A 23,135-nucleotide genomic window follows, 5' to 3' on the forward strand; every position below is an offset into this window, starting at 1 on the left:
AAGCTTACCTGGCAAGAACCAGCTTTATTTTTCGCTGGTGTTTTTTAAACTTACTTCCCAATCCCAGGCACTTTTTAAGGCTTCTTCTAACCCTAATTCAGTTTTAAATCCTAGTTCTTGGGTAGCTTTGGTTACGTCGGCGTAAATTTGCGGTACATCGCCGCCCCGCCGCGGACCAATAACATAGTTAAGTTTCTGGCCCGAAACTTCCTCGAAGGTATGGATTACTTCCAGTACCGAATTGCCGCGTCCTGTGCCAATATTAAAAAATTCGATTTGCTCGGCTTTGTTTTGCACTAACCGGTCAATGGCCACTACGTGCGCCTTGGCTAAATCCACCACATGAATGTAGTCGCGTACATTGCTACCGTCCGGGGTACTGTAATCGGTGCCGAATACGGTTAACTTTTCGCGAATGCCAATAGCCGTTTGCGTAATAAACGGTACCAGGTTGTTAGGAATACCGAGTGGTAGTTCGCCAATTTTAGCCGACGGATGAGCGCCAACCGGATTAAAATACCGCAAGGCAATGGCGTGTATTGGGCTGCCACCACTTCGGGCCAGATCCGCGAGAATATCTTCACAGATTTGCTTGGTATTGCCGTACGGGGAGTTTGCTTTTTTAACCGGAGTGGCTTCGGTTACCGGTAATTGATCGGGTACACCGTAAACGGTACACGACGAAGAAAAAACCAGCTTGGTTACTTTAAACTCCGTCATTACCTGCAACAAGGCCACCAAAGAACCTACGTTATTGTGGTAATATTTTAAAGGCTCTTTCACGGATTCGCCCACCGCTTTGTAGGCGGCAAAATGAATAACGCCCAGAATAGTACCCTCGGCTTGAAACACTTGGCGTAAAGCCTCTAAATCGGTGCAATCTACGGAGTGGCATTTAATGGTAGCATTTGTAATGGCTTGAACACCCGCTAACGCCGACTCTTGTGAATTAACAAAATTATCCACGATAACGGGCTCGTAACCTGCTTCGAATAACTCCACTACCGCGTGCGAACCAATGTAGCCGGCACCACCTGTTACTACTATTTTACCTTTTGTTTCCAAAATTTTATATTATATGAGGTAGAAAGACAATTTATTATTTACGGGAAAACTGCTTTATTCTTGGCTTTACCCTTCCGCCCTAAAGGGCACCTTCCTTAAAAATAGGGAAGGAGAAGCCGCTTTTTACATTTACCAAGTACCATTTACCAAATGTAGACCAACAGGACAGTTTAACGTCATTCTTTGCACCTGCAATTGTTGCATGTGGCATAATAATAACATGGTATGTAGATTAACAAGAAATAAAAAGCTAAACTACAGCAAACGAAATTATAAAAAATAAATATTTGCCATTAGATTAATTATAAAATTTAAAAAACAACCTTTTCAACTTTAAAACCTTCCAACCTGCAACCTGCAATTTGTAACCCCTTTCCTAAAGACTCCAATACTCCAGGCTATTTATTTTATTCCGGTATAGGCCTTTAATATCGATTAATACGGCTTTTTCGTAGGTGATGGATTTGAAATACGCTTCATCCAGGTTTACATAATCCCGGTGACTTACCGCTACAATTACGGCATCGTAATCATTGGTTGGCTTATCCGTTAAACCATAGCCGTATTCGTGTTGTAAATCCAGGGAGTCGGCGTACGGGTCTACTACCTCCACCTGCACACTAAAACTTTTCAGTTCGTTAATAATGTCGGCTACTTTGGAGTTGCGGATGTCTTCTACGTTTTCTTTAAAAGTAGCCCCCATTACGAGCACTTTGGCTTTTGAGATAGATTTGCCTTGTTTAATCATGAGCTTTACCAATTTGTTGGCAATGTAAGCGCCCATGCCATCATTAATGGTGCGGCCGCTCAAAATTACTTTGGCATCGTAGCCCAGCGCTTTAGCTTTATAAGTTAAATAATAGGGGTCTACGCCAATACAATGGCCACCCACCAAACCGGGGAAAAATTTTAAAAAATTCCATTTCGTACCGGCCGCTTCTAATACTTCAAAAGTATTCACGCCTACCCGGTCGAAAATAAGCGAAAGTTCGTTCATGAGCGCAATGTTCACGTCGCGCTGGGTGTTTTCAATAATTTTAGCGGCTTCGGCTACTTTTATGCTGGAGGCCCGGTGCACCCCGGCTCTTACCACCAGCTCGTAAGTTTTCGCAATGTTGTCCAGCGATTCCTCGTCGCAGCCCGAAACCACTTTGATAATTGAAGCGAGCGTGTGTTCTTTATCGCCGGGGTTAATGCGTTCCGGCGAATAACCTACTTTAAAATCTTTTTTAAATTGTAAACCCGATTCGCGCTCCAGAATCGGAATGCAATCTTCTTCGGTGCAACCCGGGTAAACCGTAGATTCAAATACCACGTAATCGCCGGGTTTTAAAACCTTACCCACGGTAGTGGAGGCGCTGATTAAAGGTTTTAAATCGGGTAAAGCGTAGTTATCAATGGGAGTAGGCACCGCCACAATTAAAAACGAAGCTTCGCGCAAAACGTCCAGTTCGTGGGTAAAGGTAATATCGCAACCCGCAAAAGCTTCGGCTTCCAGCTCCCCGCTGGGGTCAATGTGGTTGCGCATCATTTCCACGCGCCCGGCGTGAATATCAAACCCGATTACTTTTACTTTTTTGGCAAATTCTAAGGCAATAGGTAAACCCACGTAGCCCAAACCAATAACGGCCAGCGTAGCTTCCTTTTTAATTAATTTATTGTACATGCTTTATTTTAGCGGATTTTTAAAATTCTATTATTCATTAACTGGTATTCTTCCTGGCTTTCCGGGCAAATAGCTATCCCTTGTTGGTTAAAAGTTAACCGGTGGCCGTATTCACTCATCCAACCGTGTTGACGGGCCGGGTTGCCGTAGACCAGAGCATACGGTATTACCGATTTGGTAACCACTGCTCCGGCGCCGATAAAGGCAAACTCCCCAATGGTAATACCGCACAAAATGGTACTGTTGGCGCCTAAAGTAGCTCCTTTTTTAACTAAAGTTGCTTGGTACTGGTGCCGTCGGTTAACCGCGCTACGCGGATGGCGGATATTGGTAAATACAACCGAGGGTCCCAGGAATACATCGTCTTCACAAATTACCCCACTGTATACCGAGACGTTATTCTGCACTTTTACCTGGTTACCCAAAATTACATCCGGCGCAATAACTACATTCTGGCCAATAGTACACTGCTCGCCCATGCGGCTCCCTGCCATAATATGCGAAAAATGCCAAATTTTGGTGCCCGGCCCAATAAAGCAATTATCTTCAATAATAGCCGTTTCGTGGGCTTCGTAAGATTTTGGTAAAGTCATTAAACGGGCTACGTGCGTTTATTTTAAGTTTCAAAGCTAAGCAATTGACGTTTAAAAAAGTTCTGTTGCTCCGTTATTTAAAAGGATTAATGCTAAATTTTTAAAATTTGACAGGAACTCGGTTTAACCGGAGTGAATTAACCGGCGTAAGTTCCGGTTACAAAACGATCTTTCCCGAACAAATCTTTTAAGGGCTGTACAGAGGTAAAATGATGCTGCTGTAGGAGGTTGGTTACCGCAGTAGCGAATTGTTCATTTACTTCGAAGTAAATTTTGCCGGCTGGTTTTAATAACTGCTGCGCTACTTCGGCAATTTGCTGGTAATAGCGCAGCGCTTCCGCATCCGGAACAAACAAAGCCAGGTGCGGTTCAAAATCCAAAACGTTGCGGCGCATGAAAGATTTCTCACTTTCCAGCACATACGGCGGATTGCTGACTATGAGGTCCAGGCTTTGCTTGGGTAAAGGCAGATTTGGGGCAAATATATCGTGGTGCAGCCACTGCATGGATAGTTCCAGTTTTTGGGCGTTGCGGTAGGCTACCGCTAAAGCTGCTCCCGAAACATCCAGGCCATAAACCTGGGCTAATTTTAAATTTTTACTTAAAGCAAGCGCAATACAACCACTGCCGGTGCCTATATCCAGTATTTGCAGGTTAAGGTTAGCTTGGTTATCCCGAATAATCCGCTGCACTAGTACTTCGGTCTCGGGCCGGGGAATGAGCACAGCGGGCGACACCTCCAGCTCCAGCTCGTAGAAGTAAGCCTGTCGGGTTATGTATTGTACGGGTTCCTGGTTTTGCAAACGCGATAAATACGCCGTAAATTTCTGCCAAATTTCTGGTTGAATGAGTTCTTTTTTACGTAGGCTGATCTGCGTACGGTTCCAGCCCAGTTCGTGTTCTACCAGCATCCGGGCGATAGCGCTGGCTTCTTCGGGGCCATAAACGCGGGCAAGTTCCCGGGTGATGTAGTCCAGTAAGTTTTGCAGATTTTTCAACGGTGCAGTTTTTAGCGAATAACGTAGATCGTACCAATACAGCTCAATCAGGAATACTTCAAAAGGCACTTACTCCGGCAAATGAACAAAGGTAGCTATTTCTGGGTGTCCGGAGGTTTAAAATTTAAAAATAGATAATTCTGCCATGACAATAGCGGATGAATGGTACATGCGCCGGGCTTTGGAACTGGCCGCCCTGGGTATACATACCACCCGGCCTAACCCGATGGTAGGTTGCGTGATCACCCACAAAGGAAAGATTATTGGGGAAGGCTGGCACCAACAATATGGTGGTCCGCACGCCGAAGTAATAGCCGTAAACGCCGTGGTGGATAAAAGCTTGCTACCGCAATGTAAAATTTACGTGACGTTGGAGCCTTGTTCGCACTTCGGGAAAACACCGCCTTGCGCTGATTTTTTAATCCAGCACGGCGTAAAAAGTATTTTTATCTGCAACACCGATCCTAATCCGTTGGTAGCCGGACGAGGCATCCGAAAATTGCTCGATGCTGGGTGTGAAGTACACGTGGGTTTACTAGAAGCAGCGGGCTTAGAATTAAACAAACGATTTTTTAAATTTCACCAAGTTAAACAGCCCTACATTATACTAAAATGGGCCGAAACGGCCGATGGTTTTATCGCGCACCCGACAGGCGAACCTTTAGCGGTAAGCGGGGCATTAGCTAAAAAACTGGTGCATAAATGGCGCACCGAAGAACAAGCCATTATGGTAGGTACCCGCACGGCTTTAGCCGATAATCCCCAATTAAATGCCCGCGAATGGACCGGAAATTCACCTGTCCGGATAGTGATCGATAAAACCTTGCGCTTACCCGCTAATCTTTATTTGTTTGATCAAACCCAGCCCACTTTAATCTATAACTACCAACGCCAGGAGCAAGACGGAAACCTGGAATACGTGAAAATAGAAGCTGCTCCAGATTTAACAGAACATATTTTATTGGATTTATACCGCCGGTCTATCCAATCGGTGCTGGTAGAAGGCGGAACCACTTTGCTAAATTATTTTCTAACAGCTAACAATTGGGATGAGATCCGGATTTTACGAAGTCCGCAGCGGCTGAACGCCGGAGTAATTGCGCCCGTTAAGCCGTTTGCCAACCTTATGCAAACCAGGGCGTTGGGCGAAGATCAGTTGCTGATTTTTAAAAAAACTAACTAGACGGATATGTAAGTTGTTATTAAGAACGGATAGGAGTATATTTTTAAAATTAAGGGGTAAAGCAGGCGGCAGCAACAAAAGAACGAATTTAAACTTGTACCAAAGAAACAAAAATAAAAAAATGGCCGAAAGCGTAATCATTGATCAAACTTTAACGAAAGACGAAAAATACCAAGCCTTGTTACCGCAAATAGAAGCCTTAACCACCGGCGAAACCGATGTAACGGCCAACCTGGCCAACGTAATGGCCGCTTTAAAGTTTGGCCTCGGTTTTTTCTGGGTTGGCACTTACCTGGTAAAAGACGGCGAACTCGTGCTCGGCCCGTTTCAAGGACCAGTAGCCTGCACCCGCATTGCTTTTAACCGGGGTGTTTGCGGGGCTTGTTACACCCGCCAGGAAACCATTCTGGTACCCGACGTGGAAGCTTTCCCGGGACATATTGCCTGCAGCTCCGATTCCAAATCCGAAATTGTAGTGCCTGTTTTTAAAAATAACCAAATAGTTATGGTGCTGGACGTAGACAGTGATCAACTAGATAGCTTCGACGAAACCGATAAACGGTATTTAGAGCAGTTGGCTGGTTTAATGGGAAGTTGGTTTTAGTGCTGTTTGTAATTAGATGATTTTGTGAGGAGGCTAGGCGCAATAAGAAATTGTGGACACAAGTTGTTAGTAGAAAACATTATTTTTAAAATCGATATCTAATTCCCCAGCTTCCCCTTAAGAGACTTGATTCCCTCAAAATGGGAGCTAATTCCATTTGAAAGCCAAAGCTCTTTTTTTCGAACGGATAAATATTTAATCCAACAGGAACAACTAAGCCTTCTAAAATCTGAATTCTTCCACCTACGCCTGCATAGGCATTAATCGTTTCATTTCTTTTAAAAATATAGCTAACTACTACTTCCAGGCTGGTATCATCAAAGTAATTGTCTGTACCTATCCGTAATTCGGGCAGAAACTTATTGTTTACTTCATAGCTAAGGCCAACAAACGGTAGACTTGATTGATTAAAACTAACGCCAAATTGGGCAAAGGAAGTAGTAGCGGTAAACAAGAAAACAATTACCAGGTGGAATCTTCTCATTAGATTACTTTTCTAAAAATTATTCAGGTTACATCCAAATAGGGTCAGAATTAATTACCCAAAAAAGGAACCGCCGGTTTTAAGTTGGGCGATTACGGTTTGGCCGCCTTTGGTTTTTTCGCCTAAGTTTACTTTGATATCGGTATCTACGGGAACAAAAATATCGACGCGCGAGCCAAATTTGATAAAACCAAATTCCTCGCCCTGGTTTACTTCGTCGCCCTCGGTCACGTACCACACAATCCGGCGGGCCATGGCTCCGGCTATTTGCCGAAATAAAATGTCCGGGCCGGCATCCGATGTAACTACTACCGTGGTGCGCTCGTTTTTGGTGCTCGATTTGGGGTGCCAGGCCACAAAATAATTGCCGGGGTGGTATTTAAAATACTTCACAATGCCGGATACCGGGTTGCGGGTAATATGTACGTTAATCGGCGACATAAAAATAGAAATCTGCTTGCGGGTATCTTTAAAAAACTCCGGCTCGTGTACATCCTCAATTACAACTACTTTGCCGTCGGCGGGCGCTATTACTAAATCTTCGTGGGTGATTAAGTTTCGGAAAGGGCTGCGGAAGAACTGTAATAACAGCAGAAACAAGATTACCGAAATAGCAACGAAAATTTTATTAAAGGTTTCGTGAGGCGCATTAAACCGAAAAATTAAAAGGTTCACGATAAGTAATCCCAGAAAGGTAAAAAGTAAGATTTTACGTCCTTCTTTGTGAATTTTCATGTAAGATTGTTTTATGCTGCAATATTAGTAAAATAATTGCTGTCTCTTTTACCTGATTCGGCATAAAAGAGGACGAGTAAAATTTAAAATTAACCAGCAATTACTTAGGTTTTCCGGAAAAATACGGCTCTCGCATTATCCGGATGGTGAAAATATACGCAGGAGAACGGTTCGTAGCCTGATGTTTTTGTGAATTTAAAGAAAAGTTTACTTGATCCTCAGTACAGAACTTATTTCCTTGCAAACAATATTACCAGGTAAATAATTAATTTCTAGTTGTTTTAGGTAGCGCAACGAACAACGAATCACAAGCAACTGTTTATGCTAAAACAATTTTAAATATGCCACAATAAACGGAACTACTAACAATAAACTATCGAACCGGTCCAGGATGCCGCCGTGCCCCGGAATTAAAGTGCCCGAATCTTTTACCTGTAAACTACGCTTCAGCAACGACTCAATCAAATCGCCGAGTACACCAAACACCGCCACAATCAGGGCAATGCCCAACCAATACGGCAAAGCTAAATCCTGGAAGTAAAGCGACAACAGATAACCTACCGCCAGGGAAAATACCGCCCCGCCCAGCCAGCCTTCCCAGGTTTTACCCGGCGAAATCCGGGGGAAAAGCTTGTGGCGGCCAAAAGTTTTCCCGGCAAAGTAAGCGCCGGAGTCGGAGGTCCAGAGGAGCAGCATGGTGCCCATGATTACCTGCCAACTGTAATGGCCCTTTAAAAAGCCTAAAATCGGCAGCATGCTAAATGAGCCACCCACGTACAACATGCCCAATAAGGTAAGCGCAATATTCACGAAGGGTTGTTCTTTTTTCCGGAACAATTCCGAAATAAAAACAAAGAATAAAATGGGGGGTAAGGCGTATAAAGCACTTAAGGGTACCAGATGCAATTGCAGCAGAAAAGTTAAAACAAATAAAGCGCAACCCAGTACCATACCAGCGTTGTAGTTCGGCGAAAAGCCGCGGAAAGAAAGCAATTGGTAAAATTCACGGATACCCAATAAGGTTAAAGCCAAAAACAAAGCGGCGAAGGTCCACTGGCTCCAATAAATAGCCCCAATAAAAAGTGCTCCACCGGCAATACCTACTAAAACACGTTGCTGAAAATTATTTAACGACTTTTTATCAGAAGGTTCTTGGGGCATGTTCTGGATTTAGTTACAGGTTGCAAGTTGCAAGTTGGAGGTTATCAGTTACAAGTTAAAAACAAGATGGTATATACCGAATGCCGCTCTAATTTTAAATTATTTACTAAAACTTACGCGTCATTAACTAATTATGAATAGTGATGCAGTAGGAATTTTTTTGGCGGTGCCCCTATTAAGAACCTACCAGAATAGCTTTTATTTTAGAATTTCCGCAATCCGAACGAATGTAAAACTTAAATTCGGCGTAAATTTTAAACGGAAGTAAGTCGGGAGGAAGCAGACGGTACGTTTTTAAAGCCGCGATGCAGATAAAACAGTGTGAACACACTAAGTATTACGGAAAATAAAATACTGGCCCAAGGCATTACGGCCGTAGAATCAATATCGTAGTTAATGATTTTCTTTTGTTGCAAGTATAGCGTGAGTACGATAAAGCCGTTGTTCATGAAATGTCCCGCAATGGGTATCCCTATATTGCCGGACCAGTGGTACAAATAGCCCAATATAGCGCCCAGTAACAGGCGCGGAATAAAGCCGTAAAATTGCATGTGGATGGCCCCAAATATAAAAGCCGTCAGCCAAATCGCTACGTGTGCATTGCGAAGAACCAGAATCATATTTTTTTGCAGTAAGCCTCTAAAAACAAATTCTTCGCCAATGGCCGGAATTAAACCAAATACCAGCATGCCAAACCAAAACTGCCCGGCATTATCAAAAATGGTTAATTGCTGGGTCAGTACTTTTAATGTTTCTTCTTTGGTTTTAGCCCAGGTTTCAAAAGCTTTTAAAGCTTCCGGAAATTGAAGATTGGCGTTCCAGTTAATAATCCAGGAGTTTGCCGGCATAATAAATAAAATGAGCAAGGCACTCAATAAGCCTAAACCCAGGGGTACATATTTTTGCGGAGTTAAATAGCTATTAGCTGCCTGGCCACTGCTATATAAGTAAAACAACGGCGCTAAGGTAAAGGCAAATAAATGCGTCACTCCCTGAAATAAATTAATAGCTACCTTGCCGTTGGGCTTCAGGCCGGGGTTTTGCATGAGCTGCAAGGTTTCCGTTAAGCTAACTTTAAAGAGCAGGTTAATTAAAGCTACCGCCACAAAGTTGCCGATGAAAAAGCCAGCAGCCATAAATAACAACACAACCAAGATAGCCGTAATCGGGTGGAGGTCTTTCGAAATAAAACCTTTCATAGCAGAAATTAAGTTTAGAAGTGGTAAATTTACGCGAATTTTTAAATAATCTGATTCTTTGATCAAGATAGGAAACATTACCCTGCCGGATTTTCCGTTATTGCTCGCTCCCATGGAAGACGTGAGTGATCCGCCGTTCCGGGCGGTTTGCAAAGCCAACGGGGCCGATTTGATGTATACCGAATTTATATCGTCGGAAGGTTTAATCCGGGCAGCGGCCAAGAGCCGCCAAAAGCTGGACGTTTTTGATTACGAACGTCCGATTGGTATTCAAATATTCGGTAGCGACATTGCGTCTATGCGCGAATCGGCGGTAATTTCGGCGGCGGCTGGTCCGGACTTAATCGACATTAATTACGGTTGTCCGGTTAAAAATGTAGCTTGTCGGGGTGCTGGGGCGGCTTTGTTGCGCGATATACCCAAAATGGTGCAAATGACCGAAGCCATTGTAAAAGCCACCTCTTTGCCGGTAACCGTAAAAACCCGCCTGGGCTGGGACGAATCAACCAAAAACGTAACCGAAGTAGCCGAACGTTTACAAGATATCGGCATTCAGGCTTTATCTATTCACGGCCGCACCCGCGTGCAGATGTACAAAGGCGAAGCCGATTGGCGTTTAATTGCCGAAGTAAAAAATAACTCCCGCATTCAAATACCCATTTTTGGCAACGGCGACATCGACACGCCGCAAAAAGCCCTGGAATACAAAAACCGTTTTGGCGTGGACGGCGTCATGATTGGCCGGGCCGCGATCGGGTATCCCTGGATATTCCGGGAAATTAAACATTATGTAAAAACCGGCGAAATGCTGGCTCCGCCCACCTTAGAAGAACGCATTGCGAACTGCAAACTGCACCTGACGCGCTCGCTGGAGTGGAAAGGCGAGCGGCAAGGTATTTTTGAAATGCGCCGCCATTACGCTAATTATTTTAAAGGTTTGCCCAACTTTAAACCGTACCGCATGCGCTTGGTGCAAACCGAAGCACCAGACGAAGTATACCAGATTCTGGATGAAGTAGCCGCATCGGAATCGCTGATTTTAGCGGATTAAAGTACGCTCTGAAACACAAAAGTGAAATAATTTATTTTTCTGCTCCTGAAAAATGTTACAAGGACTCAGGAGCGCTTCTTCTTTTTCAAAATTGCTTCCAGTAATTCTAAGAAGAAGCGGAATAAAATTTGAAAATCAAGAAATAACAAATTTTAAATTTAGAGCGCATTAGCTCCTAATTTTTTATTTTAAATCTTGATTAACAAACCAAAAAGTAAGCGGGTTAATAAAAACCACAGCCACTTTTCCGCCCCTACTTTTCAAATAAAGCTAAAGTAAGCTTTCTGCAAAAAAAATTAAAAAATCTTGTAAGGTTTTGATTGGCTTGTCGTCTGTTTGAATGAGTGGGGTGCTCTCCAGCGAAAACGACAGAGCCTGATTTTTTTTGTTTTATCTGTTACTTTTTGCGGAACAAGGAGTTACCCTGCATGTACCATTTAAACTCTTGTTCTATCCCCTGCAAAAGCAAACCTGGTAATTCAATTTCATGCTCTTTTAGATTTTACCGCGATATAATAGCGCAGCTATCCGGTAGGATCCAGAAAGTTTTATGAGCAATTGGTGCTATTTTTTATAGGTTCCTTCCTTTACATACTTTGTTTCTAAACTTATAAACTATGAAAAACTTAATCTATCCAATAAACTGTTTTGTTTTATTGTTGTTGAGCTGGTTTTGGACACTGTCTGTTTTTGCGCAAACCATGCAGTACCGCGACCCTGCCCAACCCGAACTCGGTGCCTGGCAGATTACTACCGACCCAATTTCTAAGAATACAGTTATTCGCTTCTTCGATGGAAACAAAAATCAGTTTTACGAAGAAATTATTGCGGGGAAATACATCAAACTAACCGACCGGAATATTTTCCGGATTAATCAATCCTTTGATCAGATGGTGCTAAAATCCATAGTAGCGGCCCAGGTAAAAGCCGATCCCCTGGATTCGCCTACTTTCCGGAAACTATCGGATAGGCAAAGCAAAAAGCAAAGCAAAATATCCGCGAATCAAGCTTCTAACTTTAAAGCTAACGTGAGTTTAAAAGCGCATACGTATCAGGTTGGGAAAACAATGTTGTTTTACTTGATTGTTCAGAACCCGGAAAAAAACAGGATAATTGTGGACCTTTCGGATGAGCAAGGCCAAAGCTTGTACCACGAAAGTTTTAGTTTCTTAAACTACCGCCGCCGCTTTGATTTAACCGGCATGACGCAGGGGCAGTACCAGTTACTGGTTACTACGGCTAACCGGAAACAAAAATACACCCGCAGGATACATGTAAAACCACAAACACCATTATTCCCCGAAAACCAACCAGACTCGTTGCGGCAGGTAAATCAAGAACTGGCTAACCGCTCTAACCGATTGTATTTGCCACTCGTGAAATAAAGTATTTGCTCTATTTTGATCGCATTATTTTATTTTAAATTTAAAAAAATTGCGTGGTTGCTGTGTAAAAACCGAACGCTTGCATCATGGATTCGCTATTTATATTTTCTAATTTCTAGCGGAAGATTTTTAGAGAAAAGAACTTCAGCGCGCTTATTTCCTTTTTTTATTCTTGGCTAATTTCGGGATTGCTCCGGTGTTTTAATTCTATGCGTATGAACAAAATAATACCCGTATTGCTTATTTTATTAATGGGTTTTATTGCTGCCCGGGCCAGTAATTTAACCGATACGGTAAACGTGCGCAAGACATATTTTACGCAGCAGCTAAAAAGCGAAGTAGAGTTGGATGGCATTCCGTCGGAGGAAGCCTGGAACGCGGTAGAGTGGGGCGGCGACTTTACGCAATGGCAACCCAACGAAGGGAAAGCGCCATCACAGCCCACTAATTTTAAAATTTTGTACGACGAAAAGTTTTTATACGTCGCTTATCGCTGCCACGATGCAGCGCCCGATTCCATTGTTAAACGCATGGGCCGCCGCGATGAATTTCCGGGCGATTGGGTAGAAATAAACATTGACAGTTACCACGATAAACGCACGGCGTTTTCTTTTACCCTCTCCGTATCGGGGGTGCGCAACGACGAGTTTGTATCGAACGATGGTAATAATTGGGATACCAGCTGGAATCCGATTTGGTTTGCTAAAGCCCACGTGGACGAAAAAGGCTGGACCGGCGAAGTAAAAATTCCGTTTAGCCAATTACGCTACGGCAACGAACCCGAAAAAGTGTGGGGATTTCAGATTACCCGCCGGATATTCCGGGAAGAAGAACGATCCACCTGGCAATACATTCCGCAAAATTCGGGGGTGTGGGTCAGTCGCTTCGGTGAATTGCACGGTTTAAAAGGAATACCCATGCACCGCCAGGTAGAGTTAGCTCCCTATGTAACGGCCCAAACTGATAAATACAAAAAAGAACCCGGTAATCCTTTTGCCACCGGTTCTGATAACAAGATAAATGCCGGCCTGGATGGTAAGTTTGCCATTACCAACGATTTAATCCTGGATTTTACGGTGAATCCGGATTTTGGCCAGGTAGAAGCCGATCCTTCCCAGGTTCGGATTGATGGATTTCAGAACTTTTTTGAAGAAAGAAGGCCTTTTTTTATCGAAAGCCGCAATATTTTTAATTATCAGTTAACCGGCTCCGAAGCGGGCGGCGATTACGACAGCGATTTACTTTTTTATTCGCGGCGCATTGGCAGCTCCCCGCACCACGCGCCGGATTTAAACGATGGGGAATTTGCTTCGGCTCCCCAAAATACTTCAATTCTGGGAGCGGCTAAGTTTAGCGGTAAAACCCGAAAGGGTTGGAGCATCGGCATTCTCGAAAGCATTACACAACGAGAAATGGCCACCATACATCGCAACGGAGAACAAAAAGAAGAATTGGTAGAACCCATGACCAATTATTTTGTGAGCCGCTTGCAAAAAGACATTAAGCAAGGCAATACCATTATTGGGGGAATTATTACTGGGGTAAACCGCGAAAAAGGTTTAGGAAATATGTTGCACAGTCAGGCGTATTCCGGCGGAATTGATTTTTTGCAATACTGGAAAAACCGGACTTGGTATATCCGGGGCAATTTGGTTTTTAGTCATGTGCGGGGAAGTAAAGAAGCTATATTATCCACGCAAACCAGTTTTGAACATCTTTTTCAACGGCAAAACGCCCCCGAAATAGCCCTGGATAGTAACCGCACCACATTAAGCGGCATGGGCGGTACCGTAAGATTTGGGAAAATCGGGGGTAAATCAGGGAAGCTCGGCCAGGTTTTTAAATTTGAGACTGGTCTCACGGTCCGGTCTCCGGGGCTAGAATTAAACGATATTGGCTTTATGCTTACTTCCAACGAAATTAATCATTTTACGTGGGCGGGTTTGCATTACCAAAAGCCATTTTTTATTTTCCGGAATGCCCGTTTAAATTATAATCATTGGTCGCGGTGGGATTATGGTGGCCAATTCTTATACCAAGCCTTTAACTTTAACTCCCACGCTACATTCAAAAACAACTGGCAAGCCGGCACCGGTTTAACCTGGAACCCCTACGATGTTTCGAACAACGCTTTACGTGGTACGCTGTCGGTGCGTCGCCCGGCTGGTATAGGGCACAACTTTTACGTAGTCACCGACTCCCGGAAAAAAATATACACCGTTTTGGAATATTTTCAATTCTGGGGTTTTGAAAAGGCGGTGCGGGGGCACGATTACGGTATTTCGTTGTATTTTCAACCATTGGATGCCCTTAAAATTAGTTTAAGCGGTAATCATTCGTATAACTGGCGCCGGCAAGATCAGTTTGTAAGCAGTGTTACGCAAAATAATACTACCCGCACCATTGTGGGCGAAGTAAAACAAAATACGCTGCGGTTTACGGGCCGGGTGAGTTACAACATTACCCCGGATTTAACCTTGCAGTACTACGGACAGCCCTTTATTACCCGACCACTGTATAATAATTTTGCCTATGTGTTAGATCCTCTGGCTAAAAAGTACGATAACCGGTTCTACGTTTTTCAGCCCACCGAAATAAGCTTCCTGGATGGGGAATACCGGGTACGCGAAAGGCAATCAGGTATGCTGGAATATAGCTTTAGCAAACCGGATTTTAATTTTGTGCAGTTCCGCTCTAATTTAATTGTGCGCTGGGAGTATAAAGCAGGTTCGGAGTTGTACTTGGTTTGGGCGCAAGGCAATACGCCCGATGCCTCAGCCGATTTAAACACGCCTTTGCCCAACAGTTTATGGAACAATGCCTTCGCCGAACAAGGCCGCCATTCTTTCTTAATTAAAGCTACGTACCGGTTTTTGAAGTAAGCATTTATAGAACGTAGGTACCTATGGAGAATTTTTTGAGTAATCAACTAAAATAACCCGCGAGGTGCGCTTATGTGTAAGGCTGCTTCCTGAATTTTAATGAAATTTTGTATAAATATAGTGGCAGCTAAGAGTTTAAAATTTAAAAAAATACAAACAGGCGGCTGCTATTTTTTATTATGTAACTCACAAAATCATTCTTCAACTCCAATCTGATTCTACCTAATCCATCGCAGCGGTAGTTTTTTTGTTGCAAAACACCTTATACACATCAATCATTTTCATATAGAAAATAACGGTAGTTAATCAATCTAATCCCTGATTGCACTGGTTTGTAGCCTTTCCACTGAACTACATTACATATTCTTTAGCTGGTAATTGGTTAAAAATACTGAAAAATCAGTATTGCGGTAGGTTAATTACTTTTTTTATCTTACACTTTGTATTTCAGACTATTAAGCGCATTGTTTTATGCGTTATTGGTATATGCCACAACAATTCCCAACTTTTTAATTATTGCTATTACAGCATCTTATATGCTGAACTAACCACTACCATTGAAGTCTTTATAACCCTATCGCTATAAGGAATAAATAAGCTGGCTAAATAGTTAATCACCTGATTGATTCCTGCGACTACCCTCAAGCAGTTAAATTTTCTAACTGGTTTACTTGTAAAATTCTTTTTCATTGCGTCGTATTAAAACCCACCTCATTATGAATCTCTCCTTGAGTTTATTTGCCTTGCCCATTTTGTTGATGGGCATTTATTTACTGCTTAACCAGTGGGTAATACCTATGCTTACGCGGCGTACCACGGGTACGTTGTTGGTTCGTAACAGCCGCGATATTTCTGTTTCGTTACTCACAACAGTTGCTGATTTTGTACGATTGGGAGCTTTTACCTATGGGGTGTTCGCATTGGCGGTTTTAGTAGTACGTTTGTTGGTAGGAGTAAGTGGGCGCCGTTACATAGAGCAAGTAGTTAACTATTCTGATTATTGGCACGGAGCGTTAGGTGAATTTAATTCTTTAAAGTGGATTACATTAGTGGCCGCTATTATTGCACTTGGCATTTTGCTGTACCGCTATCAAAAACGTAATTCAGAAGAAAAGTTTATCGCCCGCTTAAGGCAGACTGCCGAAGATTTAGATTCGGGTAAATTGCCTTATGAACCCCTGTCGCCTACCCCGGAAATGCTGGCTGTTGAAAAAGCTATCAATAATTTGCAGTTGCAAATAGCTAAAGTACAAGGACAATCAGAAAATAAGCTGGAGGCACAACAATTAGATTATATCGAGAAGTTACAAAATGAAGAAGAGCGGTTGCGGCAAGTCTGGTTTTGGTACAGTGTCATACAGCAAATGAAACCTGAAGAACCCACTCCTTACCAGCACGCTAATCTGAAAGAAGACGTGCTCACGGTGTTGTCAAGCAAAGGATTATTTAACGTATTTAGCAGTTTAAACAATGCATTAAGTAAAACGGTAGCCGTATTAGGATGCGTGGCTCTCTTGACTGTGGAGGTTCATCAAGCAACCGCCTATCTGGGAGAGTCTTTAGCTCAAAAGGCGCTGCACGATGACCTGGTGCTAGCACAAGCGGCATTTGAAGAAATCAAAAAAGAAAATTTAGGTGAAGGACAATTAACGCCCGAAGATAATGCCTACCTAGACGCCTTTGCTGCTGATTTCGAAATTGATTTAGCATCTAGTCTTTTTAACCGGGCACCGTCAGCTGCGGATAGTAACAACTTCGCCATGCGTTCCATGGCAGTACGCGCTGAACTGCTGCAACGGTACGTTCACGTATCGGCAGAGCGGCGGCCCGATAATGATTTTGATGTTGAAGAAACTGATTCCGCTAGCTTAGTGCCCGCAGAAGCTGTGCCAGAGGAAGTCCGTACTTATTCGGCGCAGCACACCCGTAACTACTTAACATTTCAACGGGCATTTTATCACTCCTGGAGAGGAATTACCACAACAACAGAGGCAAGCCCCTTTCGGAAGGCCAGTAAAGTTACCGGAAGTAAGGTGCCCCGTACGGCTACCGGTCGAGCTTTTCGGCGGGAAATGGTAAAAGTTGCCACTAGTTCTCGTCCGCTGTGGGAACGAATGAAGGCGAAAGCAGCTCCTCTGAAAGCTTCCTTCTTTGAGCCGGTTCCCGTTAAAGATCTTTCTAAACTATTTGTTGTTGACTTCTTAGGGGATTATGTAAATGCACAGATAAAATTTGATTCAGGAGAACTGGAAGCTTTAGTCGGCGAGCTAAAAGGAGATGTTTGGAAGAATGTGCACGATAAAGTAATATATGAGCACCTTAACCAACTGGCAAAGGATAGCCCGTACGAAGAAACTTTGCGAGCCCTACGTTCCCGCTCCATGGATCAGACTTTTAGTACTCAAAAATACGCGCGAATTACTGAAACTCTTAAACCTCACGTAAGCTCTACTACGCTAACGGAAATGGCGAACCGGCCACCTACGCTCAAAGTAACGAAGCCCCTGCCGGATCAAGACGCCATTTTAACTACTCTGGATAATATTCACGGTGGACAACGGTCCGTCGAGAGCTTACGGCCAATCAACACGTTTGATGATTTTTTTCCAGGACAATTAGGTTCAGAAACCCGAACCATAGCAGGTCGGGCAGCTAGCCGTTTCCGATCGGGGAGTACGATCGCCGGGGAAGCAGCCTCTATTGCCGGAGATGCTGCTAACATATTGAGTACTGCGGCCGAAGCCAGTTTTAAACGAGCCCGGAACTATCGGATATTACGGGGATTTAGTCGTATAGGGGGTGTATTAATTGGCGAAGATCCAGAAAACAAAAATAATCCTGAAGTAATGTTTACTAATATAATGTGGGAAGATCGGGGTGATTCTATAAAGCTGATGCTTACGTCTAAGGGGAAAGATACTATCACAGGTAATTATTCTAAAAATCTGGTGCAGCAAGCGCTCGCTTATGCAGCCGATGGACGCCCGACCACTATTACAATGGTGTCCGCACTAAAAACAGCACCGCTCAAAATTATATTGCACCCGGCTTTGCTTAACAGCCAGTTAGGTAACCAAGCCATTCAACTCGATCGCCTTGTTGATAGTTATCAGAGTGCAAGAGTAGCAAAAGCCCGTAATCACGTACAATTAGCGCAAATGCTGTATCAAACCGCATATTGGCAGCAGTCAGTGGCAATCCGGCGTAACCAAACCTTAATGGACAAAAGAGAATCGGATTACCTGGCTAAACTAAACAAGCTATTGCCACAGCGCTGGGAAGTGATGGACACCGTTTGGCAAGTCCTGGGTACGACTTCAATTTTAAATTCGGATGAATTTCCATTTACAGCGAAACCTAAGTTCTTTGATTTAAACGTGGTGAAGTTGATTGATGACCATTTGCAACATAAATACTTTACGTATGTGGAATTTCGCGACCATTTAATTGCTGATTTAGAATCACAAGCAACTAACAAAACCGATTTATCGCCGGTAGATCCGGTAGAATTTCAAGTATGGTCCGGTGTACGCGAACAACCGTATAAGCTGGATCGTAAACTTACTTTTCTGCAACCAAGTAAGTCACCAAGTTTGGATGATATATTATATCCCTTCCAGTTTATGGTGCAAACTGCTTTTACAACGCCTCCAATGGCGTTCATGGATCCTCAAAACCAGGCAGAATTGGATAGTGCTTTAACCTTCCATGATCAGGATCCCTGGCAATTTCCTAATTTAAATAAAAACAACCAGATCGGTGTTGCTGTTTGGGCGAAAATGAAATGGTATGATCGTCAGGCTTTTCTACAAATGAAGCAATTTACCTTGTTGCAACGCATCTTTCGGTTAGCTTTTGATGGCCAATTAGGATTGGACTTTCCAATTGAAAAGCTTTTGGATTTACAAACAGATGCCTATGTAAAGATACCCTTTGAACGTACCCCGGAATGGAATGCCCCGGAAAACTGGAACTTGCTGCAGCACCTTCGTCAGTTGCAGCAAGTTCTTGAATTACGAGCTATCCAGGATTCAACGAAGGATAATAGCGAGAACGATTAAGGGCAGATAAAAGGTAGGTGAACTATTATATGCTGTGATCTAATATTATAAAAATTAAAAAAAAATTAAAAAAGTGAATTTATATTATGATGCGCAGCATACATAAAAATGTTAGTGGCTTAAACTTATCCTACACTACTTTAATGTTAGCCATTAATTTAGAGGTAATTCGGGGTTCTTTAGGCCAGGGCCATAAATGATAGCCAAGTATGGGTAAAAGCTTCGTTGATTGGTTAAAACAATAAAGGTTTCTTTCCGGTCATCGAAGCGTACAAAATCTGCGAGAGCCGGGCCACCACTATGACCTGATATTTTATAGCCCTGATCCATTTCCGATAAAAAGCCCATTCCAAATTTTCCTTTACAACTTGTTTTTAGCGGTACATTACTTAACAACAAAGCTTAGGTGGCGGGAATTAAAAATTCGCCTTTATCCACTGTTTGGGAAATTTTAGCCATATCCGTAATGAAAGTATGCACCCCGCCGGCCGTGTAGCCGGTACTCCCAAATGGCATGTCGCTCACCAGGTAGTTGTTATTTTTGTAGGCATAAACAGCGGCTTCTTTAGGCAAAACAGCGTGCGTCCGGATAAAGCTTTCGTTGTTGTTGTTTACAAAAGTATGCTGTATGACCAAGGGTTGGAGTACGTACGATTGTAATGCCTGGAAATACGGTTTTTTTTCAATAAGGTACTGCAAGATCCAATAGTCGGAGCTAACATAAAAAGATTGGCTGCCGGGTGCATAGGTTATTTCTTGTTTTTTTGCTAATTCCAGTGCTTCTTTTGTGGTTTTAACTTTTCCAAAATCAGCAATCCAAATCTCGGATTGATGGCTAATTGTTTTATGGTAATTGGTTTCCCAAAGTAGGGGATAGAATCTAACAATTCTCCTAAGGTTTGTTCAGGTAAAAGTATTTTTTTGTCGAATAATCGGCCCAGTAGGAGAGAAGCAAATAATTTACTGCAGGAAGCTGTTTGGCATACGGTTTCTTTATCCACCGGGGCTTGCCACGAGAGATTGGCAAAACCATATTGGCCCTGATGCACTACTTTCCCGTTTTTAACTACGGCAAATGTCAATCCCGGAATGTATTCCCGTTGCATAAAATCATGGAAGAATTCATCGGCTTCTTTTTGGGGGATTTTCTGAGCTAATGCCGTGGTGTTTATAATTAAAACCAGGAGGAGCAGACTAGCTAAATAAGGTACTGTTTTCATGTACGGAAGGTTTAGATTAGTTGGAGAGATAACGGCATAAAGTTGCCCTTTTTGCTGGTCAGCATTCAATCGCATGTAAGGGTGAAAGTAATATAAGTGAGTCGGCAGTCTATCCCATAAACGGGGGATATTGTACACTTTTCTTATCAAGAATAGTCAGGAGATGTTATATTTGGTGAAGGCACTCTTGTATGCGCATTCCTCAACCATATTTTTTAAGGATACTTGTTTTATGGGGACTCGCATGGGGGTGGCCAAAAAATAGCCAGGCCCAGATGAGCCCCTCTATTTACCAGCACCTGGACCAGGAAGACGGATTAGCCAGCAGTATTGTATTAGCCATTATGCAAGACCAAACCGAATATATGTGGTGGCAAGGGTAATGGCATGCAACGGTACGATGGTCGGGAATTTAAGCATTACCGATACGACTATAATAATCCGAATAGTTTGGCTTCGGATATTGTAGAGGCATTGATACAGGATAAAACAGGGGCAATTTGGGTGGCTTCTCCCGCCTAGGTTATCCGCTTCCTCCCGGAGTAACAACAGTTTATCCGCATTCCAGTTCTGGTGCGGGCGGTAAACCAGAATGTACCGCATCGCTGGCGGCTGCTGGAATGTAAGGGTAAAATCTTGTTACAGTCCGGAAGTCGGAAAGATGCTTACGTGTATAATTCTACATATCAAGCTTATATAGCTTTTAAGGCTGATTTTTAAAAAACCAGTTGTTCCGTAGAAACGAACCCGCCCGCCGGCCTTTCGCCGAGCCATGAACCTTACGTACGCTTAAAAGACAAACAAGGCACCTGGTGGGCAGCCGCAGCGCCGTTGTGGGTGAAACGGGCGGGCACATCCCGGTTTAGGCTAATTCCGCAGAACAACGAGTTTCGTTATGGCTTATTTTTAATTTGGTTTATAGTATAGCCCCAAATCGCGAAGGTACTATTTGGCTGGGCACGGATTAAGGCATTTATAATTTTAATCCCGAAAGGCAACACTTTTACACCGTAACCTCACCAGCCGAAAATAAAAAAGCCATAACTGAGCCCACTACGGTTACCGGGTTTTTGGAAACGAGCCAAGGCGAAATTTGGGTGGGTTCTATTAACAAAGGATTACAGGTTTATGATGCCCAGTTTCAATTGCAAAAAAGCTATGATCAGGTAAACCAAAAGGCTAAGTTGCAAATCTGGTGTTTAGTAGAAGATCAATTCCGTCGCGTTTGGGCAGGCACCAATAAGGGTACATTAGTTTTAATGCAGCCGGAAAAAAACTTAATTAATTACCTAAAACCGCCCGGACTATCAGGACCGATATTATCCATCGCTACGCGAGACGCGACCGGAACTATTTGGTAAGGAACCCATGCTGGATTGTTAATTCAACACCAACCACCTACCAATAAATTTAAAAAAATGATTTAAAAGAACAATTAGGGTTTTAGCAGATTGGACGAATAAAGCGCATTTTAACCTCTCCGGATGGTACGTTATGGATAGCGCCTTCCCTAGCCGGCGTGCTGCCCATAAATGCTGGTACAGGCAAAGTTATACGGCATTATTCCACCCTTACCCGACCTAAAAGATTACTCAGCAACGAAACCGGCGAAATAACCTGGTAGAAGGATAGCACCTTGCTTATATCCACGAATTTAGGATTGCACTATCTGGATGTAAAAAAACAACAATTACGGCGCTTACAACTGCTAACGGTTTACCCGCTAATACCATTTTAAATGTTGTATAAGCCTCAAATAAATGTTTATTTTTACGAGCCAGTAAAGTTTAAGCCGCTGGAATACGCAAACCCAAAATGTAACTAACTACGGTCCGCGGGATGGCGGAGCTCTCAGGACCTCTTCGGTGGCCCGGCAAGTGCTGCAATTATTCGCTTACCAAACTCCCGCCAAAAAGCTTAATCTGTATCCCTTAAGTGAGCGCGAAAAAGAAGTATTGCATTGGCTGGTAAACGGATATTCCTACAAAATGCTAGCCGCTCAGTTGTATATTTCATTAGCAACGGTCCGGTCGCACGTCAAAAAAAATATACGAAAAATTGCAAGTCAATTCTAAATCGGAGACAATAGTTATAGCTTTTAAAGACACTATTATTTGAGTAATTGCTACAAGAAATTAAAATTTTTAAAAAACCAGTTGATACGTACTTGCTTGAGGTATTTGGTTGGGATTTTAATATAAATAAGATTTTGCGTAGCGGGCTATTAACAAGTATTAGCAAGAGTATTTCTTTGAAGCCGGTTCCCGTCGCCAGGCGTTGGTGCTACTTAACTTGTTGCGCTTAAGTTTACCTCGTGGCCGGCGGACCCCGTTAGGCTCTTCCGGGCGGGTCTAAGCTTGTTTTGTTCGTGCCTCACCATGCCTCGTTCCTCGGCACCACAACCTTAGAAGGCCCCTCTGAGCCAAACTGATGTCGTTTACGTTTGGTATCAGCTTTTCTGACTCATTCAGTTTAGTAAGGTTAGTGCAATGTAATTTTTTAATTTACTACTTGTAACATACCACAATTAAACTTTTTTATTTTATTTATTTCTTCCCGATTAAGCAGTAGCTATTCGCAGCTGACACCAGTTTGGCTGTGGAGCACCTGCTAGGGTTCCGGTACTGCAAAGCAGTATTCCGCAGTGAAACGAGGAAAGAGAGGCTAGCGAGGGCGGAAGAGCCAAACGAGGCCCGCCGGCCAGGAGGCAAAGCTTGAAAGCAGCAAGCTAGGTAGCACCAGCACCTAGAGGCTTGGGAAGGCTCCAGTAATAAGCCGTCGCTAATGGTCCTTTTAATTCCATTTAGCATAAGGATGTACTGCTTTACATTTTTTAATATAAATCCTA

At 43.2% G+C, this 23,135-nt stretch carries 20 protein-coding genes; 10 read left to right on the plus strand and 10 right to left on the minus strand.

All coding sequences use genetic code 11. The features are described from left to right. Positions 1–24 precede the first annotated feature (24 nt). The 4 genes from galE to prmC form a co-directional block, all read right to left on the minus strand. Positions 25–1,065 (minus strand): UDP-glucose 4-epimerase GalE, encoded by a 1,041-nt coding sequence (gene galE / locus AHMF7616_RS06420; RefSeq protein WP_115372140.1) that lies wholly within the window; start codon positions 1,063–1,065, stop codon positions 25–27. A 376-nt stretch (positions 1,066–1,441) separates the two neighbouring features. Then, entirely contained in the window at positions 1,442–2,731 is a 1,290-nt protein-coding gene (locus AHMF7616_RS06425; protein WP_115372141.1) for a nucleotide sugar dehydrogenase, read from the minus strand. Between the two features lie 8 nt (positions 2,732–2,739). Further along, the gene (locus AHMF7616_RS06430; protein ID WP_115372142.1) at positions 2,740–3,324 is read right to left on the minus strand and encodes an acyltransferase; all 585 of its coding nucleotides are present in this window, start codon (positions 3,322–3,324) and stop codon (positions 2,740–2,742) included. Positions 3,325–3,461: 137 nt separating this feature from the next. Beyond that, on the minus strand, positions 3,462–4,322 hold the full coding sequence (gene prmC / locus AHMF7616_RS06435) for a peptide chain release factor N(5)-glutamine methyltransferase (protein ID WP_158546109.1): 861 nt from the start codon (positions 4,320–4,322) through the stop codon (positions 3,462–3,464). A gap of 145 nt (positions 4,323–4,467) precedes the next feature. On the opposite strand from prmC, the gene ribD reads away from it, so the two are divergent. Both ribD and AHMF7616_RS06445 read left to right on the plus strand, forming a co-directional pair. Beyond that, positions 4,468–5,505 (plus strand): bifunctional diaminohydroxyphosphoribosylaminopyrimidine deaminase/5-amino-6-(5-phosphoribosylamino)uracil reductase RibD, encoded by a 1,038-nt coding sequence (ribD, locus tag AHMF7616_RS06440; protein ID WP_199474132.1) that lies wholly within the window; start codon positions 4,468–4,470, stop codon positions 5,503–5,505. Between the two features lie 121 nt (positions 5,506–5,626). Further along, on the plus strand, positions 5,627–6,109 hold the full coding sequence (locus tag AHMF7616_RS06445) for a GAF domain-containing protein (protein WP_115375486.1): 483 nt from the start codon (positions 5,627–5,629) through the stop codon (positions 6,107–6,109). 85 nt (positions 6,110–6,194) lie between these two features. Here AHMF7616_RS06445 and AHMF7616_RS06450 read toward each other — a convergent pair whose 3' ends face one another. The 4 genes from AHMF7616_RS06450 to AHMF7616_RS06465 form a co-directional block, all read right to left on the minus strand. After that, complete coding sequence (locus AHMF7616_RS06450; RefSeq protein WP_115372144.1) at positions 6,195–6,593, minus strand: hypothetical protein; 399 nt, start codon at positions 6,591–6,593, stop codon at positions 6,195–6,197. A 54-nt stretch (positions 6,594–6,647) separates the two neighbouring features. Then, positions 6,648–7,328 (minus strand): phosphatidylserine decarboxylase family protein, encoded by a 681-nt coding sequence (locus AHMF7616_RS06455; protein WP_115372145.1) that lies wholly within the window; start codon positions 7,326–7,328, stop codon positions 6,648–6,650. Positions 7,329–7,652: 324 nt separating this feature from the next. Continuing rightward, on the minus strand, positions 7,653–8,489 hold the full coding sequence (locus tag AHMF7616_RS06460) for a phosphatidate cytidylyltransferase (protein ID WP_115372146.1): 837 nt from the start codon (positions 8,487–8,489) through the stop codon (positions 7,653–7,655). A 254-nt stretch (positions 8,490–8,743) separates the two neighbouring features. Next, on the minus strand, positions 8,744–9,688 hold the full coding sequence (locus AHMF7616_RS06465) for a CPBP family intramembrane glutamic endopeptidase (RefSeq protein WP_158546110.1): 945 nt from the start codon (positions 9,686–9,688) through the stop codon (positions 8,744–8,746). A gap of 58 nt (positions 9,689–9,746) precedes the next feature. Between AHMF7616_RS06465 and dusB the strand changes: the two genes are divergently transcribed. The 4 genes from dusB to AHMF7616_RS06485 all read left to right on the plus strand — a co-directional run bounded on the left by dusB (position 9,747) and on the right by AHMF7616_RS06485 (position 19,067). Then, a complete protein-coding gene (gene dusB / locus AHMF7616_RS06470; protein WP_115372148.1) occupies positions 9,747–10,739 on the plus strand; it encodes a tRNA dihydrouridine synthase DusB in 993 nt (330 codons plus the stop codon). Between the two features lie 617 nt (positions 10,740–11,356). Then, positions 11,357–12,124: a hypothetical protein gene (locus tag AHMF7616_RS06475; protein WP_115372149.1), complete on the plus strand. Its 768-nt coding sequence runs from the start codon at positions 11,357–11,359 to the stop codon at positions 12,122–12,124. A gap of 215 nt (positions 12,125–12,339) precedes the next feature. Next, entirely contained in the window at positions 12,340–15,006 is a 2,667-nt protein-coding gene (locus AHMF7616_RS06480) for a DUF5916 domain-containing protein (protein ID WP_199474134.1), read from the plus strand. Positions 15,007–15,722: 716 nt separating this feature from the next. Next, complete coding sequence (locus AHMF7616_RS06485; protein ID WP_115372151.1) at positions 15,723–19,067, plus strand: hypothetical protein; 3,345 nt, start codon at positions 15,723–15,725, stop codon at positions 19,065–19,067. 402 nt (positions 19,068–19,469) lie between these two features. On the opposite strand, the gene AHMF7616_RS27440 is transcribed toward AHMF7616_RS06485, so the two are convergent. Together AHMF7616_RS27440 and AHMF7616_RS27445 are read right to left on the minus strand one after the other, a co-directional pair. After that, positions 19,470–19,907, minus strand: a complete 438-nt coding sequence (locus AHMF7616_RS27440) for a serine hydrolase (RefSeq protein WP_317047636.1) — start codon at positions 19,905–19,907, stop codon at positions 19,470–19,472. Beyond that, positions 19,835–20,287: a serine hydrolase domain-containing protein gene (locus tag AHMF7616_RS27445; RefSeq protein ID WP_158546111.1), complete on the minus strand. Its 453-nt coding sequence runs from the start codon at positions 20,285–20,287 to the stop codon at positions 19,835–19,837. The genes AHMF7616_RS27440 and AHMF7616_RS27445 overlap by 73 nt, the downstream gene beginning before the upstream one ends. A 387-nt stretch (positions 20,288–20,674) precedes the next feature. Between AHMF7616_RS27445 and AHMF7616_RS27450 the strand changes: the two genes are divergently transcribed. From AHMF7616_RS27450 to AHMF7616_RS27920, 4 genes are all read left to right on the plus strand, one after another. After that, positions 20,675–20,809: a hypothetical protein gene (locus AHMF7616_RS27450; protein WP_262511714.1), complete on the plus strand. Its 135-nt coding sequence runs from the start codon at positions 20,675–20,677 to the stop codon at positions 20,807–20,809. 380 nt (positions 20,810–21,189) lie between these two features. Further along, a complete protein-coding gene (locus tag AHMF7616_RS27915) occupies positions 21,190–21,255 on the plus strand; it encodes a two-component regulator propeller domain-containing protein (protein WP_394335774.1) in 66 nt (21 codons plus the stop codon). A 72-nt stretch (positions 21,256–21,327) separates the two neighbouring features. Next, the gene (locus tag AHMF7616_RS06510; protein ID WP_394335775.1) at positions 21,328–21,648 is read left to right on the plus strand and encodes a two-component regulator propeller domain-containing protein; all 321 of its coding nucleotides are present in this window, start codon (positions 21,328–21,330) and stop codon (positions 21,646–21,648) included. A gap of 627 nt (positions 21,649–22,275) precedes the next feature. Further along, entirely contained in the window at positions 22,276–22,362 is an 87-nt protein-coding gene (locus AHMF7616_RS27920; RefSeq protein ID WP_394335776.1) for a hypothetical protein, read from the plus strand. Positions 22,363–23,135: the final 773 nt, after the last annotated feature.

It is taken from the genome of Adhaeribacter pallidiroseus, assembly GCF_003340495.1.
GTDB classification, from domain to species: domain Bacteria; phylum Bacteroidota; class Bacteroidia; order Cytophagales; family Hymenobacteraceae; genus Adhaeribacter; species Adhaeribacter pallidiroseus.

What these genes read in the sequence shown, in the direction of transcription:
- AHMF7616_RS06425 (WP_115372141.1), bottom strand. Translation starts at nt 2,731, where the DNA reads ATGTACAATAAATTAATTAAAAAGGAAGCTACGCTGGCCGTTATTGGT.
- AHMF7616_RS06465 (WP_158546110.1), bottom strand. Translation starts at nt 9,688, where the DNA reads ATGAAAGGTTTTATTTCGAAAGACCTCCACCCGATTACGGCTATCTTG.
- AHMF7616_RS27920 (WP_394335776.1), top strand. Translation starts at nt 22,276, where the DNA reads ATGCTAGCCGCTCAGTTGTATATTTCATTAGCAACGGTCCGGTCGCAC.
- AHMF7616_RS27450 (WP_262511714.1), top strand. Translation starts at nt 20,675, where the DNA reads ATGCAACGGTACGATGGTCGGGAATTTAAGCATTACCGATACGACTAT.
- AHMF7616_RS06480 (WP_199474134.1), top strand. Translation starts at nt 12,340, where the DNA reads ATGAACAAAATAATACCCGTATTGCTTATTTTATTAATGGGTTTTATT.
- AHMF7616_RS06460 (WP_115372146.1), bottom strand. Translation starts at nt 8,489, where the DNA reads ATGCCCCAAGAACCTTCTGATAAAAAGTCGTTAAATAATTTTCAGCAA.
- AHMF7616_RS06450 (WP_115372144.1), bottom strand. Translation starts at nt 6,593, where the DNA reads ATGAGAAGATTCCACCTGGTAATTGTTTTCTTGTTTACCGCTACTACT.
- AHMF7616_RS06430 (WP_115372142.1), bottom strand. Translation starts at nt 3,324, where the DNA reads ATGACTTTACCAAAATCTTACGAAGCCCACGAAACGGCTATTATTGAA.
- AHMF7616_RS06455 (WP_115372145.1), bottom strand. Translation starts at nt 7,328, where the DNA reads ATGAAAATTCACAAAGAAGGACGTAAAATCTTACTTTTTACCTTTCTG.
- ribD (WP_199474132.1), top strand. Translation starts at nt 4,468, where the DNA reads ATGACAATAGCGGATGAATGGTACATGCGCCGGGCTTTGGAACTGGCC.
- AHMF7616_RS06475 (WP_115372149.1), top strand. Translation starts at nt 11,357, where the DNA reads ATGAAAAACTTAATCTATCCAATAAACTGTTTTGTTTTATTGTTGTTG.
- AHMF7616_RS06445 (WP_115375486.1), top strand. Translation starts at nt 5,627, where the DNA reads ATGGCCGAAAGCGTAATCATTGATCAAACTTTAACGAAAGACGAAAAA.
- AHMF7616_RS27445 (WP_158546111.1), bottom strand. Translation starts at nt 20,287, where the DNA reads ATGAAAACAGTACCTTATTTAGCTAGTCTGCTCCTCCTGGTTTTAATT.
- AHMF7616_RS06485 (WP_115372151.1), top strand. Translation starts at nt 15,723, where the DNA reads ATGAATCTCTCCTTGAGTTTATTTGCCTTGCCCATTTTGTTGATGGGC.